Raw genomic sequence first — 23,447 nt, 5'->3', positions numbered from 1 at the left:
TTGATTCGCACCGAATCCTACAAAAGCGCCAGCCGATAAATTAGAAGCATAGATCTCTTACTAGCAGTAGGGGAACGAAGATGAAAAACTCAGAAAAGTTCTCAAATTTCAGAACTCCTCTCGACCTAATCTTGAGAAATCCTCAGTTGACCCCCATAATCTTATTCGTTTTTGCTGTCGTCCCCTTCGTCACTCTTGCTCTGATTATGGCAATTCTTTTTCTCGACCTGCCTGGGGGGCGTTAAACCAATTTATAGAGACGCGATCGCGCCTTTAGCCATCTGCGCGATCGCGCGTTCGTTGGCTTTAGGCAGGTGATAATATTTGCCACCTGCTTTGAGTGCTATCTCCTTGGCAAATCCAGTCGATACGAACTTGCTTTCCGTATCGATGACTAACAGCTTCATCCCCAGGGCACGAAGCTTGGCAGCAATTTCTAACAACTCTCCCTTGATATCTGGCTTTTCTCCTTCAGGTAAGGGTTCGCCCAGCGATCTCGCCAAGGGAATATTTCCTCGTCCGTCAGTAATCGCCACGATGACCACTTGACCGATATCGCCAGACAACTTGGCATTCATCCCCACGTGTACCGCCTGCGTCAAACCGTGGGCTAAAGGAGAACCTCCGCCACAGGGCAAGGTTTCTAAGCGCCGTCGCGCTAAAGCAATCGAACGAGTCGGCGGCAACAAGACCTCTGCCCTTTCGCCTCGGAAGGGAATCAAGGCAACTTGGTCGCGATTCTCGTATGCTTCAGCAAGCAATCGCAAAACTGCGCCTTTTGCCGACTGCATGCGATTGAGGGCCATCGAACCGGAAGCATCCACCACAAATACGATCAATGCCCCCGCTTTTCTGGCGAGTCGCTTTGACCGGATATCCCCTTCTTCTATAATCACCTTGCGATCCCGATGGCGCAAGCGGCGGGCTTTTTGGTAGGGGGCAGCCGCCCGCAGGGTGGCATCTACCGCGATGCGTTTGACCTTGCCCTTGGGCAGCATCGGCTTGATATAGCGCCCTCGATCCTCCGAAAAAATCAAGCTGCGGCTTCCCGATTTCCCTTGTCGCTGCGCCATCTGCGCGAAGTAAAGCACGGCGGGATCGAGAACGACTCCTTCGGGATCGAAAACGAATTCCTCTGGGATGCCTGGGGGTTCTTGTTCGGGTTCTTCTGGGTTTTCCTCTTCTCGCTCCTCTTGGTCTTGTTGCGATTCGTCTTTGGGCTGTTCTTGAGGCGGTGGAGGCGGTGGGGGAGCCTCTTCCGGTGGCGGTTGCAGTAGAGTTGCCCTGGGCACGATAACGAATTCTACTGCCCTTCGCAAGTCTTCTGCCGTAACGCGATCGCGTCCTTCTAGGGCGGCGGCGGCTTTGGCAACTCGCACGGCAAAAATTTCCGCCCGATGTCCTTCTACCCCGCCGCGAATGGCTTCTTCAACGAGATAGGCAATCTGGTCGCGGCTAATCTTGACATCTTTCAACCATTCCCGCGCCAGAATAATCTCGGTTTTAAGGTCGTCTATCTCGCCAGCATACTGCTCGATAAAAGCTTGGGGAGAATTGGCGTAGGCGATCGCGTGATTAATGGCTTCCACTCGCTGGTCTAAATTTAACACGCCATCCGCCGAAAGCGCGATCGCGATGCGATCGAGTAAATGCTCTCGCAGCGCCCCTTCTTCTGGATTGTAGGTGGCAATTAAGATAGGTTTGCATGGATGCTGAAAGCTAATCCCTTCCCGTTCGATCTGATTGCGCCCTTCGCTTAAAACGGTTAGCAGTTGATTGGCAATTTGGTCGTCGAGCAAGTTAATCTCATCGACGTACAACACGCCTCGGTGCGCCTCTGCCAGCAATCCGGGTTGAAAGATGGGTTCCCCTCGTTTGACCGACTCTTCCACATCTACCGATCCCAACAGTCGATCTTCTGTCACGCCTAAAGGAATTTGTACGAAAGGCGCAGGAATGACTTCAGTAGGAATTTCTGCCGCATTCCCATACAATTGCTGCGTTTTGTCGTCCCATTCGTCCGGGTTAGCCGGATCGCAATTAAAAGGGCTGCCTTTAATGACTTCAATCGGCGGCAGTAGGGCGTGAATTCCCCGTGCTAATACCGATTTTGCCGTCCCCCGACGACCCGCGATCGCCACCCCTCCCAATCCCGGATCGACGGCAGCCAATAGCAGAGCGAGTTTGATGGCTTCTTGTCCGACAACGGCAGTTAAAGGAAAGCTCAGGCTAGTGCGAGAAGTTGTTAGAGCAGGCATTGGAATGAAAGATGAATTTGGGTTGGCACGATCCAGTTTAGAACACAAAGGGGGTTGGCTTCAAAGGTTGGAGCGCGATCGCGCTTTTGGTAGATCGACGAATTTATGGTGCGATCGCCTCTATCTTATCCAAAACCCTGATAATCTTAAAAGATGAAACGTTAGACAGATCGCGCAGGGTGAAAGTTCTAGTTGTTGGAAATGGGGGTCGGGAACACGCTTTAGCCTGGAAACTGCTACAATCTCCCCAGGTAGAAAGCTGTATTTGCACTCCGGGTAACGGTGGCACGGCAGGGCTAAAAGGCTGTCAGAATATTGCGGTATCGGTAGACGATTTCGACAGCATCGCTCGCATCGCCCAAGAAAGAGGAATCGATTTGGTGGTAGTCGGACCGGAATTCCCTCTGTCTCTGGGAATTGCCGATCGCCTCCAACGCGATAAGATTAAAGTCTTCGGTCCCACTCAAGCGGGAGCACAAATCGAAGCGAGCAAGTCTTGGGCAAAGGCATTGATGGAAGAAGCTGGCGTGCCCACTGCTAAATCGGCTACCTTTACAGAAGCCGAAGCCGCTAAAACCTACATTGCCCAACAGGGTGCGCCGATTGTCGTCAAAGCCGACGGATTGGCAGCCGGAAAAGGAGTTATCGTAGCAGCTACTGTAGAAGAAGCGCAAGCTGCGATCGATACTTTATTTCGAGAAGGCTTTACCAAGCTAATCGTTGAAGAGTATTTGCTAGGCGAAGAAGTCTCAGTACTCGCGCTAACTGACGGTTTTACCGTCCGTTTCCTACTCCCGGCACAAGACCACAAGCGCATTGGGGAAGGCGATACGGGCAGCAATACGGGAGGAATGGGCGCTTATGCCCCAGCTCCTATAGCTACGCCAGAATTAATGCAGCAGATCGAGCAAGACATCCTCAAACCGACTGTTGAAGCCTTGCGCCGTCGAGGAATCGACTATCGAGGCGTTCTTTATGCGGGCTTGATGATTTCGCCTCAAGGCGAGCCTAAAGTACTAGAATTCAATTGTCGCTTTGGCGATCCAGAAACGCAAGCTATTCTTCCTCTGTTAGAGACTCCTCTAGACGAACTGCTCCTCGCTTGCACAGAAAAACGACTAGCCGACTTCCCGCCGCTGCGCTGGAAAGCAGGCAGTGCAGTATGCGTAGTCATAGCTTCTGCCGGATATCCGGGAGCGTATGCAAAAGGAATGGCGATCGCGGGAATAGATAAAGCCGAAGCATCAGGCGCAATTGTCTTTCATGCGGGAACGAAACTCCAAAACAGGCAACTCGTTACTGACGGCGGTCGCGTTCTCGGCGTAACTGCAACGGGAGATACGTTTGCAAATGCGATCGCTCGCGTTTACCAAGCCGTAGATTGCATCGAATTTGCAGGCAAGTACTGCCGACGCGACATCGGTTATCGAGTCAGGAAATAGTTCTGTTGCACAAATTGATAAAGAGTCCACTTCAGTAAACTTGGTATATTAGCCAAGAAATTAATGTCTTGGCACATGAGGAATTTTAAAGGCTAAGAGCTTAATCTTCTCCTCCTCATTGCTACTAGCGATCGCCCTCTCATCTAAAGCTCCTACTCGCCGCGCCAGGTATAGATTACTTAACCAAAAACTATGAGCGGTTTGATTGAAAAAAATCTAGAAAAAACGTCCAAATTAACGAGCACGCAATTCGTTTGGGTTTGTTGCAGCTTAACGATTTAGAAAAGCTAGGACAGTATTTTTGGAAACAAATGAAAGTGTTTCCTATTGATAATTCAGATAAATAATTAGATCTATTTGTTCTTTTTTTAATTATTGAAACTCAATAAATTCATCAAATTTCTCTAGAAACCTAACATTAATAGCTTCGGGGTTTTTGCTTAGCTCAGATCTTTCACCTACGCTTCACTCAACAAGGGAATGAATTCCCAAGCTCGATCGCAAAAGTCCTCGCCTCTAGGACTAAATGATGACTAAATAAGGCTTTTAGTCTATTTTAATGGACTTATGCTGTTAGCCAAGAAATTTATTTCTTGGCGAGATTTTAATGTTTAAGAGATGGCTTCACGAAGCGAATGCTCTTGTCTCGATCGCTTGCATAATTAAGAAGAGGATTAAGAAGAGGTAGCATAATTGTTTGATAATCAGGTATTGCCATCACATTAAGCACTAAAATACTTCGCTACCGGATGATAAGTAATAATCGCCGTCGTAGACTGTTCGGGATATAATTGCTCGCTTTCATCCATATACATATTAATGCGATCGCATTTCAACAACTCCAACTGCTTATACTGATCTGCAATATTCGGACAAGCAGGATAACCAAAGCTGTAACGAGATCCCTGATAGCGTTGTTGCAGGACATCGCGAATATTATTCGGTTCTTTATCGCCAAATCCTAATTCCCGCCGTATCCTGGCATGCGTCCATTCTGCTAGCGCTTCCGCCGTTTGTACTGCCATACCGTGATAGTAGAGATAATTTGTGTATTCATTGCCATCAAATAGCTTCTTGGCATATTCCGTAGCAATTTCTCCAACCGTCACCGCCTGCATGGGGAAGACATCGATAATACCAGAGTCTTTGGGTGCAAAGAAATCGGCGATGCAGAGGCGACGACCAGATCTTTGACGCGGGAACTCAAATGTCGCAATGGGTGCCAAATTATCTGGTATCTTTCCCTCTGTTGTAATAACTTCTGGATCGTAAACCAATAAAGTATTTCCCTCAGACTGACAGGGGAAATAGCCATAAATTACTGTCGGATACAACAAATTCTCTTTAATAATTCGTTGCTTCCACTCTTCTAAAATAGGATAAACCTTCTCGGCTAAAAAGCGATCGTATTCTTCCCGCGATTGTTCTTTTGGTTTTCGAAATTGCCACTGTCCGACAAATAAAGCTTGCAGATCCAAATACCAGAAGACTTCCTCAAGAGAAATTTCTCCTGGATGTAAAATTTTTGTTCCCCAGAATGGCGGTGTAGGACGATTGATATTAACTTCTACTGCTTCAGAACGTCTAGTATCTATTTTTTGGGATTCTGCTTCTTGTCTATCTGCTTTATCGATAATTAAAGTATCGGGATTAACTTGAGATTCTGATTCAGCTTCTTGATGTTTTCCTTTGCCATTCTCTTCAGCATATTCGCCTAAAAATCCTTGAATATCGTCCCATTGATTTGCGGCTTTTGCAGGCATTAATTTATCCATGAAGTGAAGGTCGGCAAAGGCATCTTTTCCGTAAACGACTCGACCTTTATAGGTATTTTGACAATCCTCATAAACAAATTTTGGCGTTAGTGCCGCACCGCCTAAAATAACAGGAACGGTAATGCCTTGTTCGTTAAATACCTCTAAATTCTCCTTCATAAACGCCGTCGATTTTACCAATAAACCACTCATGGCGATACAATCGGCGTTGTGTTCTCTATAAGCTTGAATAATATTTTCTACTGGTTGTTTAATTCCTAGATTAATAACTTTATAGCCATTGTTAGAAAGAATGATATCGACTAAATTTTTACCAATGTCGTGAACATCGCCTTTTACCGTTGCAATGACAAACGTTCCTTTAGTACCTCCATTGGTGTCTGATTTTTCCATGAAAGGTTCTAAATACGCTACCGCAGCTTTCATTGTTTGTGCGGACTGCAACACAAATGGTAACTGCATTTGTCCCGAACCAAATAATTCTCCTACAACTTTCATTCCATCCAACAGGAAGGTATTAATAATCTCTAGTGGAGAATATTGCTTGAGTGCTTCTTCTAAAGCTTCTTCTAAACCGATTCGTTCGCCGTCGATAATGTGGCGCGTTAGCCTTTCTTCTACAGGTAAATTAGCTTCAGCGGACTTATCGCGTTTAGTGGTTTTTCCAGCAAATAATTCGGTTAGCTTAGTGAGAGGATCGTAAACGCAGATCTCTCCTTCAAACTTACGGCGATCGTAAATTAAATCTCGACAAACTTCTTGATGTTCTGGTTCAATTTTAGAGAGGGGTAAAATCTTACTAGCGCTGACAATCGCGCTATCCAAACCAGCTTGCATTGCTTCGTGCAAGAAAACTGAATTGAGTACTTGACGTGCGGCAGGATTTAAACCGAAAGAAACGTTAGAAACCCCTAAAACGATATGGCATTCTGGAAATTCTTGACGAATGCGGCGAACAGCTTCGATGGTTGCTTTGCCATTTTCTCTGTCTTCTTCAATCCCCGTAGAAACAGGCAAAACTAGCGTATCGAAAAAGATTTCGCGAGGCGGAATTCCATATTCAACAGCAGCATGATAGGCCCGTTTGGCAATTTCAAATTTCTTATCTGCCGTTCTTCCCATTCCTTCTTCATCGATAGTGCCAATAACGACGCCAGCACCATATTTTTTGGCTAATTCTAAGACTTTTAAAAATCTTTCTTCGCCATCTTCATAGTTAGTGGAATTGAGAATGCACTTCCCGCCAGCAACTTTTAATCCTGCCTCCATTTTTTGCCATTCTGTCGAGTCTAACATCAGTGGCAAGGTGATATTATTAACTAAACGAGAGACCAATTGGCGCATATCGCGCACGCCATCTCTTCCCACGTAATCTACGTTAACATCGAGAACGTGTGCGCCTTCTTTGACCTGAGATTTTGCCAGAGAAACCAAACCATCCCAGTCTTCTGCATTTAACAAATCGCGGCATTTTTTAGAACCGCTGGCATTCAATCTTTCTCCAATAATTAGGAAAGAATTGTCTTGGATATAAGGTTGGGTGGTGTAAATTGATGCCGCCGATGGTTCGTAGTGAGGATGACGTTCTTTGGGTTTTAAATCCTTCGCCATCTCGGCGAGGTGTCGGATATGATCGAAACGAGTTCCGCAACAACCCCCAATGATTTGTACTCCCAAATCTTCGACAAAGTGCATCAATGCCATTCTCAACTCCATCGGAGTCAATCGGTAGTGTGCTTTACCGCCGAGGTTTTCTGGCAATCCTGCATTGGGAATACAAGAGATAATGAAGGGAGAATTTTCGGAGAGATATCTGATATGAGGTTTCATTAAATCGGGTCCCGTCGCGCAATTGAGACCCAAAATATCGATGGGATAGCGTTCTAAAATCGCTAACGCCGCGCCAATTTCCGTTCCGATGAGCATAGTTCCCTGTTGTTCCATAGTGACAGAAACCATGAGCGGAATGCGATCGCTTTTTTTGAGAAAAACTTCTTCTATGGCATTTAGCGCCGCTTTAATTTGTAGGACATCCTGGCAAGTTTCGACGACGAATAAGTCAACTCCGCCGTCATAAAGTCCTTCTGCTTGTTCGACATAGGCATTTTTAAGCGTATCGAAGTCAATATGTCCCAACGTTGGCAGTTTGGTTCCCGGTCCCATTGAACCCGCCACAAAGCGAGGTTTTTCAGGCGTGGAATATTCTGCGGCGACTCGCTTGGCTAGTTGGGCGGCAGTTTTGTTGAGATAATAAGCCTTGTCTGCCAAGTCGTATTCTGCCAATACAATGGAAGTTCCGCCAAAAGTATCGGTTTCAATTACGTCCGCACCCGCCTCTAAAAAGCCTCGATGTACCGCCTCTACAGCTTCTGGTTTGGTGTGTACCAGATACTCGTTGCATCCTTCATATTGAGAACCGCCAAAGTCTTCTGCGGTCAAATTTTGCATTTGCAGGTTAGTTCCCATGGCACCGTCGAAGATGAGGACGGGACGTTCTGGACTGCGAAGGCGATTGAGGAAGGAACTATTCATGGGTCAATTCATAGGTTAATGCGACTCGTTTAAAGCGATGGGCGTTAGCTTTATCTAAAAATATACGCTTTTTTGCCTTTTACCATTATTGTGTAAAAATCTGGGGATTTGGGAGGGACACAGGAGAAAAAAGTCCAGCTCTCGATATAGTTTACTTCAACGACTATCTATTTTGTTCTTGAGAAGTCACACGGCTTCGTTTGAGTCAAGATTTGGGATAGAACAACTAGAAAGTTTATTTTCTCTATAGACTGACATGCATGAAAACAACCTATTGTCAAACTCTTACCGAAGGCAGAAGAGTAAAAGCTTTTGGGCAAGATTTAACCGAATTTCTTATTAAGAAGTGTAAAATTGACAGCAACGTTACTGACTAACTGATGCTAAATCAGCTTGAGGTGTCATAGGCAAAATGGGAGTTGACATCTATAATTAATTCCCCAATACTTCACTGTTAATTATTAATTTGCCGTTTATCATGCAAATCTTTAAACCCATTGCCGAACCGAGTAATTCAATACTGCCACTGCGGACAGCCACGCTAGTCCTTTTAGGAATAATAGGGTTTTTCGGAGCGATCGCAACTGCCTGGTTTCTTGAGGAAAGAACGATTTCAGAACTTTTTGAACGGTTGTATTTCTGGCAAGAAAATCCTCCTTTTTGGTTAGCCGTACCGGAGTTTAGCAATCCCTATTTTTTATTATTTCCGACAATAATTCTCTTTAGTATTGTATACACAATCATGAAGTTATCGCCCCAACCCAAACCTTGGTCGCGGACGATAGTTGTATGTATTTTACTGGCTTTAACCCTTCGCTATATCCTATGGCGATTGTTCTCTACGCTAAATCTCTCCAACCCCCTCGATGGGATTTTTAGTCTTGCCTTACTGTTCCTAGAAATGATGGTGGTTGCCGGAGGAACCATCCAGCTATATTTAATGCTAGATATCAAAGATCGCCGTCGCGAAGCCGACCGATACAGTCAAGCCGTCCAAGATGGCACCTACTTTCCTTCAGTCGATATTTTAATTCCTACTTATAACGAACCAGAATTTGTTTTGCGGCGAACGATTATTGGTTGTCAAGCTATAGATTATTCTAACAAAAAAGTTTATTTATTAGATGATACCAAAAGACCAGAAATTAGAAAATTAGCTAAAGAACTAGGCTGTTATTACATTTCGCGAGTAAAAAACCATTTTGCAAAAGCTGGCAACTTAAACAATGCCATTCAAAAAACTAAAGGAGAATTGATTGCTGTTTTCGATGCCGATTTTATCCCCGCCAAAAACTTTTTGACGCGCACGGTAGGTTTTTTTCAAAATAACAAAATTGCTTTAGTTCAAACGCCGCAAAGTTTTTACAATAGCGATCCCATTGCTATCAATTTAGGATTAGAAAAGATTTTACCTTCTGAAGAAGAAATTTTTTATCGCCAAGTTCAATTGATTAAGGATGGTGCGGGTAGCGTCGTTTGTTCGGGAACCTCTTTTATCGTCAAGCGTAGCGCTCTTTTAGAAGTCGGCGGTTTCGTGACGGATTCGATTAGCGAAGATTACTACACGGGGATTCGCCTGTCGGCAAAAGGTTACGAATTAGTATATCTCAATGAAAACTTGAGTGCGGGATTGGCAGCCGAAAGCATGGCTGCCCATATCGTTCAGAGAATCCGTTGGGCGCGGGGTACGCTACAGGGACTTTTTATCGATTCTAATCCTTTCACGATACCAGGGTTGAGCTTACGACAAAGATTGGCGCATTTAGAAGGATTTTTGACTTGGTTTGCGATTATTCCTCGTTTGTTTTTCCTAATGCTGCCGATCCTCTACACTTTCTTTAGCATTGAGCCGCTTGTCGTCAGCATGCAAGAAATGCTTTATTTCTTCGTTCCTTATTATTTTCTCCAGTTAACTGCTTTTTCTTGGTTAAACTTGCGATCGCGTTCTTTAATCTTCTCCGACGTCTATGCGATTCCATCGTGTTTTCCCCTATTTATTACGATTATCAAAGTCATGCTCAATCCCTTCGGACAAGGGTTTAGAGTGACGCCAAAAGGGATTTTTAGACATAAAAGTCAGTATAATTGGTCGCTAGCCTTACCTTTGATCGTATTTTTTGTTGGAATTTCTATCAGTTTTTGTAGTAGTTTAGGGCTGCTCGATTCTACTCATACGAATGGTTTCAGTCTGATTTTAGTTTGGGATGTTTACAACCTAATTATTCTTGGCGTTGCTTTATTAGGTTTGCTAGACGTTCCCAAAACAGACATTTATGAATGGTTGCCCGTTCAGCATAAGGTACGCTTAACCAGCAGCGAAGGGACTGTCTGCGGCACGATGACCAAACTCTCCGAAATAGGGGCTGAAATCGAATTGAAGCAACCTGTCGATTTAAGCAGCATTTTAACCTTAGAAATTCCTGAAGAAGGATTAAAGCTGCAAGCGCAACTGATTTATACTAATTTGACCAAAAAAATGCTAAGAGTACGAGTTAAATTTGAAACGCTCGATCTCGATCGCTATCGACGTTTAGTAGATATTCTCTTTTGTCATCCAGAACAGTGGCAGCGCCGAGATGCGCCAGGAGAACTGCGATCGCTTTGGCTTCTAATAAAAATTTTACTGCGACCGATAGTATTTTTAATTTGGTCGAATAAGAAAGCAAAAGTACTTTTGCCTAAATCTACTTAGCTATAACTAGAGAGGGGGAATGAATGAATTCTTCAGTTATCAAAAAGCAATCTAGATAAAGATTTAAGATTGAGAACTAAGCTTCAAAAGCCTACCTTGCACTGAAACAGTTTCGAGTTTACCTCCCGCTTTTTCTATAGCAGAAAATAGTTTTGTACTCGGACGAAAAACAAATACTTCAGATTGATTTTCTGCCAAGATTTCCCGAACTTTTTCTGGATTAGTCGGATAACTAAACAATGCGAGGCGAACGTCGGAATCGAGTATATAACCTAAAGAAAGTAAGTCGCCAAGATTAGTCCAATCGTCGCCGCGATCGCTAATTAGTAAGGGTGACGAACTCGCATTGATTGTTCTAGCAACTTCCCAATTATGAAAGCTCAAATCTTTGCTCCAAGAAGTATCGGCTAAAGCATTAAGCGTACAGGAATAAATAGTAACTGACATTATCGCCGCAAAAATTATTCGCCAAAATTGTTTTCCTTTGATAAGTAATCGAGCCATTAAATAACCGACAGCTAATTGCACGCCTGGAAAGCTAGGAAGGAGATAGCGAGTTACGGCGGAGCGCTTTCCTCCTGAGATTAAATCTGGCAGTGCGAGTAACAAGAAAGGAACAAAAATTGCTGTAATAATAAATAGCCAAGTCGATTGCTTTGTTTGGCGACAGACAGCATAAGCAGAGAAAAGAATAAGTAAAACAAACGGAAATCTTATGGCGTAAGTTTGGATATTATCAAAGCCAAAATCTAGATCGACAAATAGAGAAGTAAAACTCAAAGTCCAGAGTTTAATTAAATAAGATAACTCGACCCTCAAACGCGCCCAGTCAGTCGTATTTAAGGCACGTTGATAGTTAGTAGTAAGGACAAATATCCAAGGACTATAAAGAATAGCCGTAGCAGCGATCGCCAATCCAAATGATAAGATTTTTTTGATTTCTAACTTATCAAATAACCAAACACCAAGAAGAAAGACGGTATGACCGATTAGCGTCAAAATAAAAAAGGGATGGGTATAAAATCCAACCGTACAGACTACAGTATAGAGACTCCAAGTTTTCCAGTTAGAAATTTTTAAGGCTTTTAAAAGCACTAAACTACTAGCAATTACTGTCAATGTTAGTAAACTATATTGTCGCGCCGTTTGAGCAAAAAGAATATCGCAAGGAGAGAGAGCTAAAAAAATTGTCGCGAGTATGGCAGCTAGTTTTGAAGAAAATAATTCTAGGGATAAAAGATAGATTAATGGTAATGATAAAAGACTAATCAATACGGGTAAAGTTCGCGATGCTGTCAGAGAACTGCCGAAGCTTTGCATCCAAAAACGAGCCATTAAAAAATACAAAGGTGGATGCTGCGGATCTTCTATGACAAGAGAGTTAATTGTATCTTTAAATGTACTTCCTGGCTTAATTTGCTGAGCTTTTTGTAAGTCCTCAACTGAAAGTAAACTATCTGGAAATAGATCGCGATCGAGTTCTGTACGAGTATAGCCAGCTGCTCGCATAGAAGTATAGGCTTCATCGTGCCAATAGAGTTTTTTATCGAGATTGAAGAAGTGAAAAAAAATCCCAATAATTAAGAGGATAGCTAGTAGCAATTGAAACCATCTTTGATGAGTGAGAGAAGTTTGTCTTCTTTTCCAAACCAACCAATTTTTTTTCATTGACGCTCTAATAGTTTTGATGCAAATTAATAAGGTTGTTTTCTTTGTAAGTTAAGAAACTTAGTTAATTCGGGCTGGAATAACAGTTTGACAGTGCCTGTAGGCCCATTTCTATGTTTGGTAACGATAACTTCTGATATGCCGCGATCGGGGGTGTCTGGATGATAATATTCATCGCGATACAACATAATAATTAAATCTGCATCTTGTTCGATCGAACCCGATTCTCTTAAATCTGACATCATCGGACGCTTATTAGTTCGCGATTCGACGGCGCGACTGAGTTGGGATAAAGCAATAACAGGCGTCTGAACTTCCCGTGCCAATCCTTTGAGAGAACGGGTAATTCTCGACAATTCTTGTACGCGATTATCGCTGCCGCTTCCTTCCATTAATTGGAGGTAATCGATTAAAACTAATCCTATTTCTCCTTTATGTTCTGTTTGCAGGCGACGGACTTGCGATCGCATTTGCATGACTGTCGCATTGGCAGTATCATCGATAAAAATGGGTAGACTAGAAAGCGTTCCTAAAGCTTCAAATAAAGGTTCTAATTCTTTCTGAGAAAGTCGCCCCGATCGCAATTTATTACTTTCAATTCCTGCTTCGCTAGCTAGCAATCTTAAGGCTAGCTGTTCTTTAGACATTTCTAAGCTAAAGATAGCAACTGGAAGATTTTGTTTGGCAACATTATGAGCGATATTAAGAGCAAAGCTGGTTTTCCCCATTGACGGTCTTCCAGCAATAATAATAAGATCGGAACGCTGAAAACCGCTAGTCATAGCATCCAAATCGTAAAAACCGCAAGGAATTCCCGGCTGAGCAACTTTTTGATGCAGTTTTTCAATATCGTTCAAGGTTTGAACTAAAGTATCGCCAATAGGGATCAAACCTTCTTGAGGACGCTTTTGAGTCAGGCGAAAAATTTTCTTCTCTGATTCATCTAAAACGATATCTAATTCGGTTGCCGTATCGTAACCCAAATCGACGATTTCGTGTCCTGCTGAAATCAATTGACGGCGCAGGTATTTATCCATTACCAATGCCGCATAGCGATCGATATTGACAGCCGATACAGTACGATCTAGTAACTGAACTAATTTCATCGTCCCGCCGACTCGCTCTAGCAGGTGGCAGTCTTGCAGCCAACTGGTAACTGTCATTAAATCCGTCGGTTTGCCCTGCGCGTGAAGCTTCAGGGCAGCTTCATAAATATCCTGATGTGCTTTTACATAGAAAGCTTCTGGCAAAAGCACATCGACAACCCGTCCGATCGCTTCTGGATCGAGTAAAATTCCGCCTAGAATAGATTCCTCAGCCTCTATATTTTGAGGGGGAAGAGAGTTGTTAGAAATCTGAGGAAAAAATTCTGTCATTTGAATCTTTGATATACTTGATATACTCCTATACTGGGCTGGCGCTACTTCTATCTCTCATCTAGTATAAATAAAGATGTCCGCAAGCCTCGGAGTGACAGGTTTTTTCCTAGCAATCCCTGGTTTGATAGGTAGCCAATCATCAGCGACGCGATCGCGCTGTTGCAACAAAGCTAAAGCAGTTATTAAATCTTTTTATTGTTCGCCCAATGAGGGCTAATCTTCGCTAATCTGGACGAGGAATAGTATTTTATCGCGCGTTTAACCTGAGAAAGGAGCCAAGCTTCTATGTCAGATCTAAATCGTGGAATTATGAAATTCGAGGGAGCGGACAAACCTGCGGTTGTCGCTGTCTCGGCATTACTCGTGTTAGGTACGATCGCTGCCCTGATCGTGTGGGCGCTCAGGGTTGCTTACGCTGTCAACTAATACGAGGTAAGCGATCGAATGGTCATTGTTCGACACGATCTACCAGGCATTGAATCTGGATAGTTTTAGAGGCGCGAGCGATCGCGTCTCTACATGCCTTGTCCCTAGTAGCTACACTCCTCGTTCTGGTTCAGTTTCCACGTCTTCGGTAACAACTTTGTAGATTATTTCACCGTGATAGAACCCGTGGTTCCTCTAGAAATGAGGATGCCTCAATAAGAATTGTGTCTTTATGGCATTTGTGTAGAGTTCGACGTTAAAGTTAGATTACTGAGAAATATTTTCGGTTATTTAACTAAACTTTATAGACTTCTCTCCGAATCTAAATCTCTACACCCTTTGATTCTGGAGGTGTTTTATGTCAATTTATGTCGGCAATCTATTTTACATCCCTATAGTTGTCTCACCTAGCTTTGCCCGTTTTGTGGCTTCAGAATTACAACCACAGTCACTTACGAAAAAAGACATAGTTAAATGCCTAAAAGCTTTGGGAATCAAAAATCCAGAGATTTTGAGCCTTAAGTGGAAACAAGAATTGTGGATTCAACTACAATTTGCCGCCGTCTCTAAAATCTGAGCCGGATATCAACAAAAATCCGTTAAAACAATGCAAGCTTTATTAAATAGATCTTCTCAAGCGCTGACTCATCCTAAAACTGGTAACAGTCAAAATAATACAGCCATCTATACCAGACGATCCATAATGAGAAAGCATACTTGTCCTTGCTGCTCATGCACTTTACTCCGTCATATACGTTTGAGCGGTATTTACTGGCGTTGTAGCTACTGTTACCAAGAAATGCCAGTTTTATAATCCATTACTCAACTGACTAACAAAATATAGGAAGACAAAAGATACAGAAGTTAGGATGGATATTAAAGAACTTTTAAGCCGATATGCAGCAGGGCAGAGGAGTTTTAGAAATCTAAACCTGATTGCGGTAAATCTGAGAAATACGAACCTCAAAGGGGCAGATCTCAGTGGTGCAGATCTTAGGGGTGCCAACCTGACGAGGACGAATTTAAGCCATACAAATCTCACCAATGCAAACCTTCAGGGAGCAAATTTAACTGAAGCCAACCTGAGTTATGTAGACTTGAGTGATGTAAATCTTAGCCGTGCCAATTTAACGAGGACGAATTTAAGCCATACAAATCTCACCAATGCAAGCCTTCAGGGAGCAAATTTAACTGAAGCTAACCTGAGTCAGGCAAACCTGAGTCATGTAGAACTTAGTGATGTGGATCTCAGCCGTGCCAACTTGCATAGGGCGATCGCGACGGATGGGGGAAGTTCCAGTTGGAGATTTCAATAATTTAGGTCAGAAGTTTGACCGCTCAAGAAAGGCTCGATTCACGATGGCGAAAACCTGACAAAACGCGATCGCGAGACGCGATTGCGATGCCAGAAATTGCCGATAGAAGCAACCAACCGATCGTATTGACTCGCAGATCGAAGACAGTCACGTCAAACATGTTAAATAAAACACAACTACCAAAAGCAACCAAATAAGTAAACAAAATTAACCGATCGCTGTGTCTGCAAAGTTTAACTTCTTTCGACGAAACCGCCGACCAATTTTTTATGAGTCTTAGCGCCTCAAAAATCACCCAACCGACTAATCCAGATAATAAAAGCGTTCCTGGAATGCCAATTTCAGCCAATAGCATCAGAAATAGATTGTGAGGATGTCCCAACCACAAACCCATTTTTGCCTCGTAGAGAGGGGTAAAATTGCGCAGCCCCCAACCCATCCAGGGACGTTGAGCCATCATATCCCACGCAAACTGCCATTGGGTCGATCTTAAAGTGGCTAAGGGGCGATCGGGATACATTTCATCAGAAAGACGCGCCCAAAAATAGGCGGGAACGATCTGACGCAACCACTCGCGACTGGGAGAAGGTCCCCACGATGACCACAAAACGCTACTTGCCGCAGCTGCCACCCCCCCGACGAGCCAACGCCAACCCAAATAAAGCGCAAAAGCAAGACAAGCTAAAAAGGCTAATGCCCAAGCGTTGCGAGACTGGGTTAAAATTAGCCCCATGCTATCGCTAATGACAACCAAACCCAACCATCCTAACATCCAGATGCGATCGCGCTGCTTCAAATCCCATCGCCAAGCTTGGTAAGTATCGATCCACAACCCCAGTCCGAGAATAAAAACGATAACCAGATAGGCAGCAAGGATGTTGGCATACATAAACACCGACGACATTCTGCCCGGTGGTTCGCCTCCAGGAACCAACTCCCATCCCAGAATCTGGGCGAGAAACGGGGGACTGTTCCAGGACGCGAATAACTGTCCCAAGCCCAAAATAACGATAGGAAATGAGGGAATAACTAGCAACCAGGCTAGCTGACGCAGTTGTGATGGTTTTTGGATCGCAAAAGAAAAAGCCGCAACTAGAGCCATGAAAGGCAAAAAATTTGCTAAGCCGAGAAAAGCTTCCTGGCGATTGACGGCGAAGCAGGACGAAAAAATCAACCAAAGGCTCAGCAGCAGAAGTCCCCAAATAAAAGGAATTTGAACCAGGCGGCGGTATTGCTGCTTCCAAAGACCGATAGAGGCGATCGCTAGACCCCCGGCTCCCAAAGCTGGAAACCAAGGAAAAACCAGTGCGCTTATCCGGGCACATTCCCAAGCCCATGTTGGTTGGAGATTGGGGATTAGCGATTGCTGAGTGGGCAATTTTTTTCTCCTGCTCCCCTACTCCTTTTTCCTTACTATCAGGCGGGTTCCCAACACTCGGTCCGGGTGAGGCGAATTTGTGCTAAAGCAAAAATAACAGGGATGATGCGTCCGTAGTTAGTTGCGATCGCTTTCCAACCGAGATCGGCTATAAACCAGCCCCAGAGAACGGGTCCCACAAAAGCAAATACGGTGCGAACTGCCCCATAGCGAGCGGCACTCATTGCCATGCCTCGCTCGGCTGCTTGGAGAACTACCCGGTTCTGAATCTGGGCAGCGACAGCCGTTCCGCCTCGAACGAGTGCCGATGTGGCTGCTTGGTAGGTAGCAAAGTGAACGGCAAACTGCTGGGCAATTTGTTTGAGGATCAAGGGTTTGAGGAAAGAATTGACGGCTATTGCGCTGCTGCCTTTGAGGATGATGTCGAGAGAATCTTGTTTTAGTTGAACGAGTAAAGGTTCTGGGGTATTGGATTTGGCAAGCGATCGCTGTATCCTTGTCATTAAGGATTTCTGTTCCAAAGCGGGCAAGCGTTTCCAGGCTTTGCCGATCAAGTGCAGAAAAATTTCCGCTTCGATATCGGTGGTTGCCATTCGCTTCGAGTAAGGAATTTTCAGGTAATGGCAAACGCGAACTAACGCTTGGCGATAACTAAATTGCTTAGTTTTTCCCCTTAAGACTGTAAAACCGTCCGCAGCTAGGTAGCGAAATCGCTTTTCGATCGAATCTATCCAAGTTTCCCAATCTTGGCTTTGTATTTCTATGGGGTCGGGAGTTTGCAAATAATCGAGCGGGTTGAATTTACGACAAAATAAAATTTGCGTTAGTTGTTGTAACTCGTCTTCTGTTGCTAATTCCAGCGCCGATCTAAGTTCGTCCAAGGTTAGGTCCTCCACCACTCATGGCTTGAGTTGGCTACGTCAACCATTCTAATATTAGCCCTTAACGATCGGATAGAGAAGAAATGACTAATCGAATACCTAAATTTGATGTTGCCGTTGTTGGTGCGGGTTTGGCTGGTTTAGTTTGTGCCAAACAACTACAGCAAGCCGACTTAAAAGTCGTAATTTTAGAAAAGTCTCGCGGTGTCGGAGGACGAGTAGACACGCGGCGTTTCTACGATACCTGCGTCGATCGCGGGCTACCCTATCTAGAAATTCAAGGCGAGCAGACTCAGCAATTAATCGATCGATTGTGCGAGCAAAAAATCGTTCGACCCTGGAGGGGTACAGCTTACGAATTGCATCCTCAAAACGATTGGCAGTTATCCCCGCCCGCTAATCGTTACATTGCCCCCCAGGGCATGAGTGCGATCGCGAAATTCCTCGCCACCGATTTAGAGATTTGGCGACAATGCCGCGTGAAAACGATTGTCCCTGAAGGTAAAACCTGGTTGCTGACTAGCGAGGCAGCCGAAAATTTTCCCAGCGCGATCGCGGCTAAAGCAGTTGTTGTAGCGATTCCCGCTCCTCAAGCGTTGGCATTGCTAGAATCTCTTACCTCTACCAATCGCCTGTTAGGGGTTCTCGATAAAATAGCTTCTGTCCGGTTCGATCCTTGTATTGCAGTTACGGCTAGCTACCGAGACGACCTAAAACCCTCGTGGCAAGCGGTCAAAATTATCGACCATCCCGATCTGGCTTGGGTCGGTTGGGATAGCAGCAAGCGCGAATCTTCCAAGCAGACCATCTTAATTATCCACAGCACAGCTCGATTTGCCCAAACCTATCTCGATGTCAGCGACTTACAACCTGCGATCAAACAACTGTGCGATCGCGCGGCTCAACTCTTGCTTCCTTGGCTAGATAGTCCCGAATGGTGTCAGGTACATCGGTGGCGATACTCTTTTCCGCGTCGTTTTCTGGAAATGCCCTATTTAGCAACAACTTCGACTCTACCCCTAATTTGCTGTGGGGATTGGTGCGGAGGGAACCGAGTTGAGAGTGCCTTAAACTCCGGTCTTGCTTCGGCTGGGGAAGTACTTAGGCATCTCTAGTTTCGATTGCTTGCTAATTCAGTTCTTTACAGTTTTACTGTTATTAGAAGTCTTGCGATCGAGCCAACCGAGTAATTTTTGAGAGATTTTCATCTGACCGTTGAGAATTTCATCGTATATCCCTAGAGCAATCAAAAGAAAAGCTAAGGATAAGATATCCATTGTTGCCACCTTTTTGTAGAGACTAGACGGTACAGTTTTATATCTAATAGAATAGACTGTACGGTTTGATATTGTCAATCCCCGATGCAAGAAACTTTGCCGATTCCTAGAAAAACAAACAATAGACCATGCCTAGAACCAGCAAAAGAGAAGAGTCGCGACGCACAAGTCGCCGCGAAGCACTGACTCGTTCTATAGACAAAGCGGAACAAATTTTACAAGGAGCGCTACCCGAATTTCTCAAGCACGGCTATGCCTGCACTAGCATGGATAAAGTGGCTCAAGCGGCAGGAGTTTCCAAACAAACTCTCTACAGTTACTTTTCAGATAAAGAAGGGCTTTTCACGGCTTTAGTCAAACGCATGGCGTGCCAAAAATTTAAGTTGGTTTGGTCGCAGCCATTAGAGGGAAAACCGGAAATCGTTTTGCGAGAATTGGCGTATCGATTGCTAGGAGAAGTTGACGATCCAGATTACTTGTGCTTTTTGAGGTTGATTGTGGCAGAGTCGGGAACGCGACCCGACCTAGCACAGTTATTTTTGAGCAATATCGCTCAACCCGCGCTGAAAATTCTGACGCGATATTTTCAGGAACACCCAGAAATTAACCTGCCCGACTCAGAAGCGACGGCGCGAATCTTTGTGGGAGCCATAGTTCACTTTATCCTTACTCAAGAGATGCTGCACGGTAAAGAGATCATGCCAATGGAAAAGGAGCGTTTGGTTGATAGCTTGATTTACGCGATCGCGAGGTGATTTCTGATAGCTAATTGGCTAAGCGTAGTTTACAACATAAACACTGCTACTATTTTCATCTATCCTAGGATAGAAATTTATATCTATCTTAAGAGATAACTTTTAAATAAAACGCTTGAACGTACAACGCACTATTACAAATCTGCAATGCGATCGCGAGCTACTTCGAGCGTATAGAGCTAGGTCGGGTATTTTAGACAAAGGTTATCGAGCTTGGCTCTGGAAAATAAAACGAATTTTGGTTTTTCGAGCGATTAGCGACCATCTAAAACAAATGTTTATCGTAGCTAATCATTCTTATTAATTTTTTTAAACTTAAGATTTTGCGTATCTAAATTGCATAAATAGAGTAGCTCGTATTTGTGAATTTCCTTCTTTATCTAATAAGGAATCTTCTTTAATTGTCGAACTAATTCAAATATATAGATCGACTATGTATTCTGAGAGCAGCACATGGAAGCAAATCAAATACTTTAGTTGCAATTGTGAGCGAGCAAGAACTTTAAACAAATGTTGGGAAGTTCTAAGTTTTCGTCTTAGAACCGACAAATTAAACGTAGATTTCTCTCAAAACAGACTTAAGACGCTCTGAGTTTATTTTAGCTATTGTCTTGTTCTAGAGGTATTGTTTGTCTTCTAAGTAGAAATACTTTTTTCTCTAATGTCTTACTCACTGTCGAACTAATCAACTCAATTCCTGTTAATAAAGTTAGGGTATATGCTTAATATTTTAGCGGCATAACCTGCAAATTCATAACTTTAAAAAAGACTCTTTTTCTACTGTGTTTAACAGTCAAATTAATTAAGACTTATAAATTTTCAAATCTCTCCATAAGTCTCAAGCTTGTTATTGTTCTAGTTAAACCTTCTAAAAAGTCTATTGAGGTTATTGTCTCTAGTCTATGTAAGTTAAATACATAGCAGTCTCTTGCTTGACTAGAAAACCTGCTTGGCTCGACTTCCTATTTCAGAGTCTTTAGGTTATAAACGTAGCAGTGAGCGATAAGTTAGCTCTTTCCTATTGTTTTGTTACTGTTGTGTTAGTTTTAGGTTGTTATTTTTTAAGTCACTAAATCTAACAAAGCTGTTTATTCCCCATGGTATTCAAAGCTACCTAACCTTTTCTCAAAGTTACGATCGCTTGACGTTCCCTGCCTGAAAACATCGCTCAAAAACCCTATTAGAGAAGGACTGAGGAGAAAAATTACTAAATTTTTATTCAATTTTTCCCAAGCAGCTAGGATAGAAATTTAAATATGCGATCGATTTTACCTTTACAATTTGGAAAAACTGTTTACAATTTGGAAAGACTGTTTATAATTTGGAGAAACTAATCGATACTTCTAATAGAGTAAAGAAGTATGAAATAAGCTAAGCGATCGAATAAAATAAAATGCGCCTAAGTCTAGTGTTAGCGGCACTAAACTTAGACGACTTAACCCCTTGTCAACTTCTTCAACATTCAACCACAAGGAGATAGATCTAATTATGCCACACTACAGTCTAGTAATTGCAACGCGAGTGAGTTTGTGTTCTCTGCTACGGACGTGCAGAGGAGCTTAATGAGTTTTAGAAAAAATTAAACAGAGAATTAGCCTTAACCTGTACTGAAAAGGATTTTTTACATCGGATGCTATCCTTTCTAAGCCGTAAGCAGGTTTGAGTTCTTTTTGCCTACTGATTGAGTTTCCCTAGTCAGAAAAGCTTTCAGGTACTTTTACAGTCAGAAAGTTGCAAGATCCTACCTAATCGTTAAAGAAGTTGAGTATAAAACGATGTCTACTTGTTTAGACTCCTCACTCGAATTAGGGTGCGAATTGTCTACTTTTGCCGATCTTTTGGCTTATAGAGCGCAAAATCAGCCCAATCGAACAGCATACACCTTTCTTCATCGCGGAGAAACCGAGGTGGGTCAGCTAACCTATCAGGAATTAGATCGACAGGCAAGGGCGATTGCCGCTCGCCTTCAGTCAGTGGGAGCCATAGGAGAGCGTGCTCTGCTACTCTATCAGCCCGGATTGGAGTTCGTTGCTGCCTTTATGGGCTGTTTGTATGCCTCTGTGGTTGCCGTGCCTGCCTATCCGCCCCGGCGCAATCAGAAGCTGACTAGGTTGCAAGCGATCTTAGACAACGCGAGGGCGATGATCGTTCTCACCACGTCAACCCTTCTAGAAAATATCGAGCGTCGGTTTGCCGAAGATCCGCAATTGGCAACCATGCAATGGTTGACTACCGATAATATCCCTAACGAGCTAGCATCGGACTGGCAAAAGCCGACAATAAGCAGCAACACGATAGCGTTCCTTCAGTATACCTCCGGTTCTACGGGAACGCCGAAGGGAGTAATGGTCAGTCATGGCAATCTCCTGCACAACTCAGTGCTAATCCATAAGTGTTTCGAACATACGCCTGACAGTCGAGGGGTAATTTGGCTGCCGCCCTATCACGATATGGGGTTAATTGGTGGAGTGCTACAGCCTCTCTACGGCGGTTTTCCCGTCGCGCTGATGTCGCCAGTAGATTTTCTCCAGCAGCCGTTGCGCTGGCTGCAAGCGATTTCCCGCTACCGGGGAACTACCAGCGGCGGACCCAATTTTGCCTACGAACTTGCTTGTAGCAAGATTACTCCCGAACAGAAGGCAAGTCTCGACTTAAGTAGCTGGGAAGTTGCCTTTACGGGCGCCGAACCCGTACGAGCGGAAACCATAGAGCGATTTGCTGCTACATTTGAGCCATGCGGCTTCCGAAAAGAAGCTTTTTATCCCTGCTACGGGATGGCAGAGACGACCTTGATTGTCTCTGGAGGATTGAAAGCAGCAACTCCCGTCGTGCAGCAGGTGGAGGGAGGGGCACTCGAACAGAATCGGGTAATAGCGGCGCGGGGCGAGGAAGGCAGCCGCAAACTCGTAGGCTGTGGTAAGAGTTTAGTAGACGGGAAGATTGCGATCGTCGATCCCAAGTCCTTAACTTTGCTGCCAGATAATCAAGTCGGAGAGATCTGGGTGGCAAGTCCCAGCGTTGCTCAGGGCTATTGGGAGCGCCCTGAAGAGACAAAGGCAACTTTCAATGCTTACCTTGCCGACACGGGGGAAGGTCCGTTCCTACGCACGGGAGATTTGGGATTTCTGCAAGAAGGCGAGTTATTTATTGCCGGGAGAATCAAAGACGCGATTATTATTCGCGGGCAAAACCACTATCCCCAGGACATCGAACTGACAGTAGAAAAAAGCCATCCGGCACTGCGACCTAACTGTGGGGCTGCTTTCGCGGTAGAAGTCAATGGTTCGGAACGCCTCGTAATCGTTCAGGAAGTCAAGCGGAGTTATCTGCGCAAGCTGAACGTCAAAGAGGTGGTCGAGAGTATTCGTCGAGCCGTAACAGCCGAGCATAATCTCCAAGTTTATGCAACAGTTTTGGTGAAAACGGAAAGCATCCCTAAAACATCCAGTGGCAAGATTCAGCGCCATGCTTGTCGCGCTGGTTTTCTCGCTGGCACTTTGAACGTTGTCGAAGACTGGAGCGAGAATCCAAAAAGCAAGGTGAAGTTCCTGCAACTGCAAGCGGACGTCGAATCCATTTTAGAAAAGCTGCAAGCTGTCAAACGGGTGTCAAACTAATAGTTTTAGTTGGCTAATGCCTTGAGTTGCATTGGCGCGATCGCGACTCTG

Annotated in this window: 16 protein-coding genes; 9 read left to right on the top strand and 7 right to left on the bottom strand. The window is 44.2% G+C overall.

The window, feature by feature from the left end:
• The first annotated feature begins 80 nt into the window (after positions 1–80).
• Positions 81–245, top strand: a complete 165-nt coding sequence (locus PLE7327_RS24655; RefSeq protein WP_186005359.1) for a hypothetical protein — start codon at positions 81–83, stop codon at positions 243–245.
• A gap of 6 nt (positions 246–251) precedes the next feature.
• Here the strand turns inward: PLE7327_RS24655 and bchD are convergent, their stop codons facing one another.
• A complete protein-coding gene (bchD, locus tag PLE7327_RS01330) occupies positions 252–2,258 on the bottom strand; it encodes a magnesium chelatase ATPase subunit D (protein ID WP_015142056.1) in 2,007 nt (668 codons plus the stop codon).
• Positions 2,259–2,437: 179 nt separating this feature from the next.
• Here bchD and purD point away from each other — a divergent pair, with 179 nt between their 5' ends.
• Positions 2,438–3,700, top strand: a complete 1,263-nt coding sequence (gene purD / locus PLE7327_RS01325) for a phosphoribosylamine--glycine ligase (protein ID WP_015142055.1) — start codon at positions 2,438–2,440, stop codon at positions 3,698–3,700.
• A gap of 722 nt (positions 3,701–4,422) precedes the next feature.
• On the opposite strand, the gene metH is transcribed toward purD, so the two are convergent.
• Entirely contained in the window at positions 4,423–8,007 is a 3,585-nt protein-coding gene (gene metH, locus PLE7327_RS01320; protein ID WP_015142054.1) for a methionine synthase, read from the bottom strand.
• A gap of 478 nt (positions 8,008–8,485) precedes the next feature.
• Here metH and PLE7327_RS01315 point away from each other — a divergent pair, with 478 nt between their 5' ends.
• Entirely contained in the window at positions 8,486–10,699 is a 2,214-nt protein-coding gene (locus PLE7327_RS01315; RefSeq protein ID WP_015142053.1) for a glycosyltransferase, read from the top strand.
• Positions 10,700–10,762: 63 nt separating this feature from the next.
• Here PLE7327_RS01315 and PLE7327_RS01310 read toward each other — a convergent pair whose 3' ends face one another.
• Both PLE7327_RS01310 and dnaB read right to left on the bottom strand, forming a co-directional pair.
• Entirely contained in the window at positions 10,763–12,367 is a 1,605-nt protein-coding gene (locus tag PLE7327_RS01310; RefSeq protein WP_015142052.1) for a glycosyltransferase family 39 protein, read from the bottom strand.
• A gap of 26 nt (positions 12,368–12,393) precedes the next feature.
• A complete protein-coding gene (gene dnaB / locus PLE7327_RS01305; RefSeq protein ID WP_015142051.1) occupies positions 12,394–13,743 on the bottom strand; it encodes a replicative DNA helicase in 1,350 nt (449 codons plus the stop codon).
• Positions 13,744–14,031: 288 nt separating this feature from the next.
• Here dnaB and PLE7327_RS24650 point away from each other — a divergent pair, with 288 nt between their 5' ends.
• The 3 genes from PLE7327_RS24650 to PLE7327_RS01290 all read left to right on the top strand — a co-directional run bounded on the left by PLE7327_RS24650 (position 14,032) and on the right by PLE7327_RS01290 (position 15,488).
• Entirely contained in the window at positions 14,032–14,172 is a 141-nt protein-coding gene (locus tag PLE7327_RS24650; RefSeq protein WP_015142050.1) for a hypothetical protein, read from the top strand.
• Between the two features lie 358 nt (positions 14,173–14,530).
• The gene (locus PLE7327_RS01295) at positions 14,531–14,749 is read left to right on the top strand and encodes a hypothetical protein (protein ID WP_015142049.1); all 219 of its coding nucleotides are present in this window, start codon (positions 14,531–14,533) and stop codon (positions 14,747–14,749) included.
• Between the two features lie 292 nt (positions 14,750–15,041).
• The gene (locus PLE7327_RS01290; protein WP_015142048.1) at positions 15,042–15,488 is read left to right on the top strand and encodes a pentapeptide repeat-containing protein; all 447 of its coding nucleotides are present in this window, start codon (positions 15,042–15,044) and stop codon (positions 15,486–15,488) included.
• 22 nt (positions 15,489–15,510) lie between these two features.
• Here the strand turns inward: PLE7327_RS01290 and PLE7327_RS01285 are convergent, their stop codons facing one another.
• Together PLE7327_RS01285 and PLE7327_RS01280 are read right to left on the bottom strand one after the other, a co-directional pair.
• Positions 15,511–16,866, bottom strand: a complete 1,356-nt coding sequence (locus PLE7327_RS01285; protein WP_015142047.1) for an O-antigen ligase — start codon at positions 16,864–16,866, stop codon at positions 15,511–15,513.
• A gap of 38 nt (positions 16,867–16,904) precedes the next feature.
• On the bottom strand, positions 16,905–17,747 hold the full coding sequence (locus PLE7327_RS01280; protein WP_015142046.1) for a YaaW family protein: 843 nt from the start codon (positions 17,745–17,747) through the stop codon (positions 16,905–16,907).
• An 83-nt stretch (positions 17,748–17,830) separates the two neighbouring features.
• Here PLE7327_RS01280 and PLE7327_RS01275 point away from each other — a divergent pair, with 83 nt between their 5' ends.
• Positions 17,831–18,862: an NAD(P)/FAD-dependent oxidoreductase gene (locus PLE7327_RS01275; RefSeq protein ID WP_015142045.1), complete on the top strand. Its 1,032-nt coding sequence runs from the start codon at positions 17,831–17,833 to the stop codon at positions 18,860–18,862.
• A gap of 18 nt (positions 18,863–18,880) precedes the next feature.
• Here the strand turns inward: PLE7327_RS01275 and PLE7327_RS24645 are convergent, their stop codons facing one another.
• Positions 18,881–19,024 carry a hypothetical protein gene (locus PLE7327_RS24645; RefSeq protein WP_015142044.1) on the bottom strand — a complete coding sequence of 48 codons (144 nt, stop codon included), beginning with the start codon at positions 19,022–19,024 and terminating at the stop codon, positions 18,881–18,883.
• Positions 19,025–19,152: 128 nt separating this feature from the next.
• Here PLE7327_RS24645 and PLE7327_RS01270 point away from each other — a divergent pair, with 128 nt between their 5' ends.
• Positions 19,153–19,779: a TetR/AcrR family transcriptional regulator gene (locus PLE7327_RS01270; protein ID WP_015142043.1), complete on the top strand. Its 627-nt coding sequence runs from the start codon at positions 19,153–19,155 to the stop codon at positions 19,777–19,779.
• A 1,775-nt stretch (positions 19,780–21,554) separates the two neighbouring features.
• Positions 21,555–23,396 (top strand): fatty acyl-AMP ligase, encoded by a 1,842-nt coding sequence (locus tag PLE7327_RS01260; protein ID WP_015142042.1) that lies wholly within the window; start codon positions 21,555–21,557, stop codon positions 23,394–23,396.
• Positions 23,397–23,447 lie beyond the last annotated feature (51 nt).

The sequence above is a fragment of the Pleurocapsa sp. PCC 7327 genome, from assembly GCF_000317025.1.
GTDB lineage: Bacteria > Cyanobacteriota > Cyanobacteriia > Cyanobacteriales > Microcystaceae > Hydrococcus.
The sequence above is the reverse complement of the archived record's forward strand: the minus strand, read 5'-3'. Positions and strand labels throughout refer to the sequence as shown.

What these genes read in the sequence shown, in the direction of transcription:
- dnaB (WP_015142051.1), bottom strand. Translation starts at nt 13,743, where the DNA reads ATGACAGAATTTTTTCCTCAGATTTCTAACAACTCTCTTCCCCCTCAA.
- PLE7327_RS01295 (WP_015142049.1), top strand. Translation starts at nt 14,531, where the DNA reads ATGTCAATTTATGTCGGCAATCTATTTTACATCCCTATAGTTGTCTCA.
- PLE7327_RS01270 (WP_015142043.1), top strand. Translation starts at nt 19,153, where the DNA reads ATGCCTAGAACCAGCAAAAGAGAAGAGTCGCGACGCACAAGTCGCCGC.
- PLE7327_RS01260 (WP_015142042.1), top strand. Translation starts at nt 21,555, where the DNA reads ATGTCTACTTGTTTAGACTCCTCACTCGAATTAGGGTGCGAATTGTCT.
- metH (WP_015142054.1), bottom strand. Translation starts at nt 8,007, where the DNA reads ATGAATAGTTCCTTCCTCAATCGCCTTCGCAGTCCAGAACGTCCCGTC.
- PLE7327_RS24650 (WP_015142050.1), top strand. Translation starts at nt 14,032, where the DNA reads ATGTCAGATCTAAATCGTGGAATTATGAAATTCGAGGGAGCGGACAAA.
- PLE7327_RS01290 (WP_015142048.1), top strand. Translation starts at nt 15,042, where the DNA reads ATGGATATTAAAGAACTTTTAAGCCGATATGCAGCAGGGCAGAGGAGT.
- PLE7327_RS01310 (WP_015142052.1), bottom strand. Translation starts at nt 12,367, where the DNA reads ATGAAAAAAAATTGGTTGGTTTGGAAAAGAAGACAAACTTCTCTCACT.
- PLE7327_RS01315 (WP_015142053.1), top strand. Translation starts at nt 8,486, where the DNA reads ATGCAAATCTTTAAACCCATTGCCGAACCGAGTAATTCAATACTGCCA.
- PLE7327_RS01275 (WP_015142045.1), top strand. Translation starts at nt 17,831, where the DNA reads ATGACTAATCGAATACCTAAATTTGATGTTGCCGTTGTTGGTGCGGGT.
- PLE7327_RS24645 (WP_015142044.1), bottom strand. Translation starts at nt 19,024, where the DNA reads ATGGATATCTTATCCTTAGCTTTTCTTTTGATTGCTCTAGGGATATAC.
- PLE7327_RS24655 (WP_186005359.1), top strand. Translation starts at nt 81, where the DNA reads ATGAAAAACTCAGAAAAGTTCTCAAATTTCAGAACTCCTCTCGACCTA.
- bchD (WP_015142056.1), bottom strand. Translation starts at nt 2,258, where the DNA reads ATGCCTGCTCTAACAACTTCTCGCACTAGCCTGAGCTTTCCTTTAACT.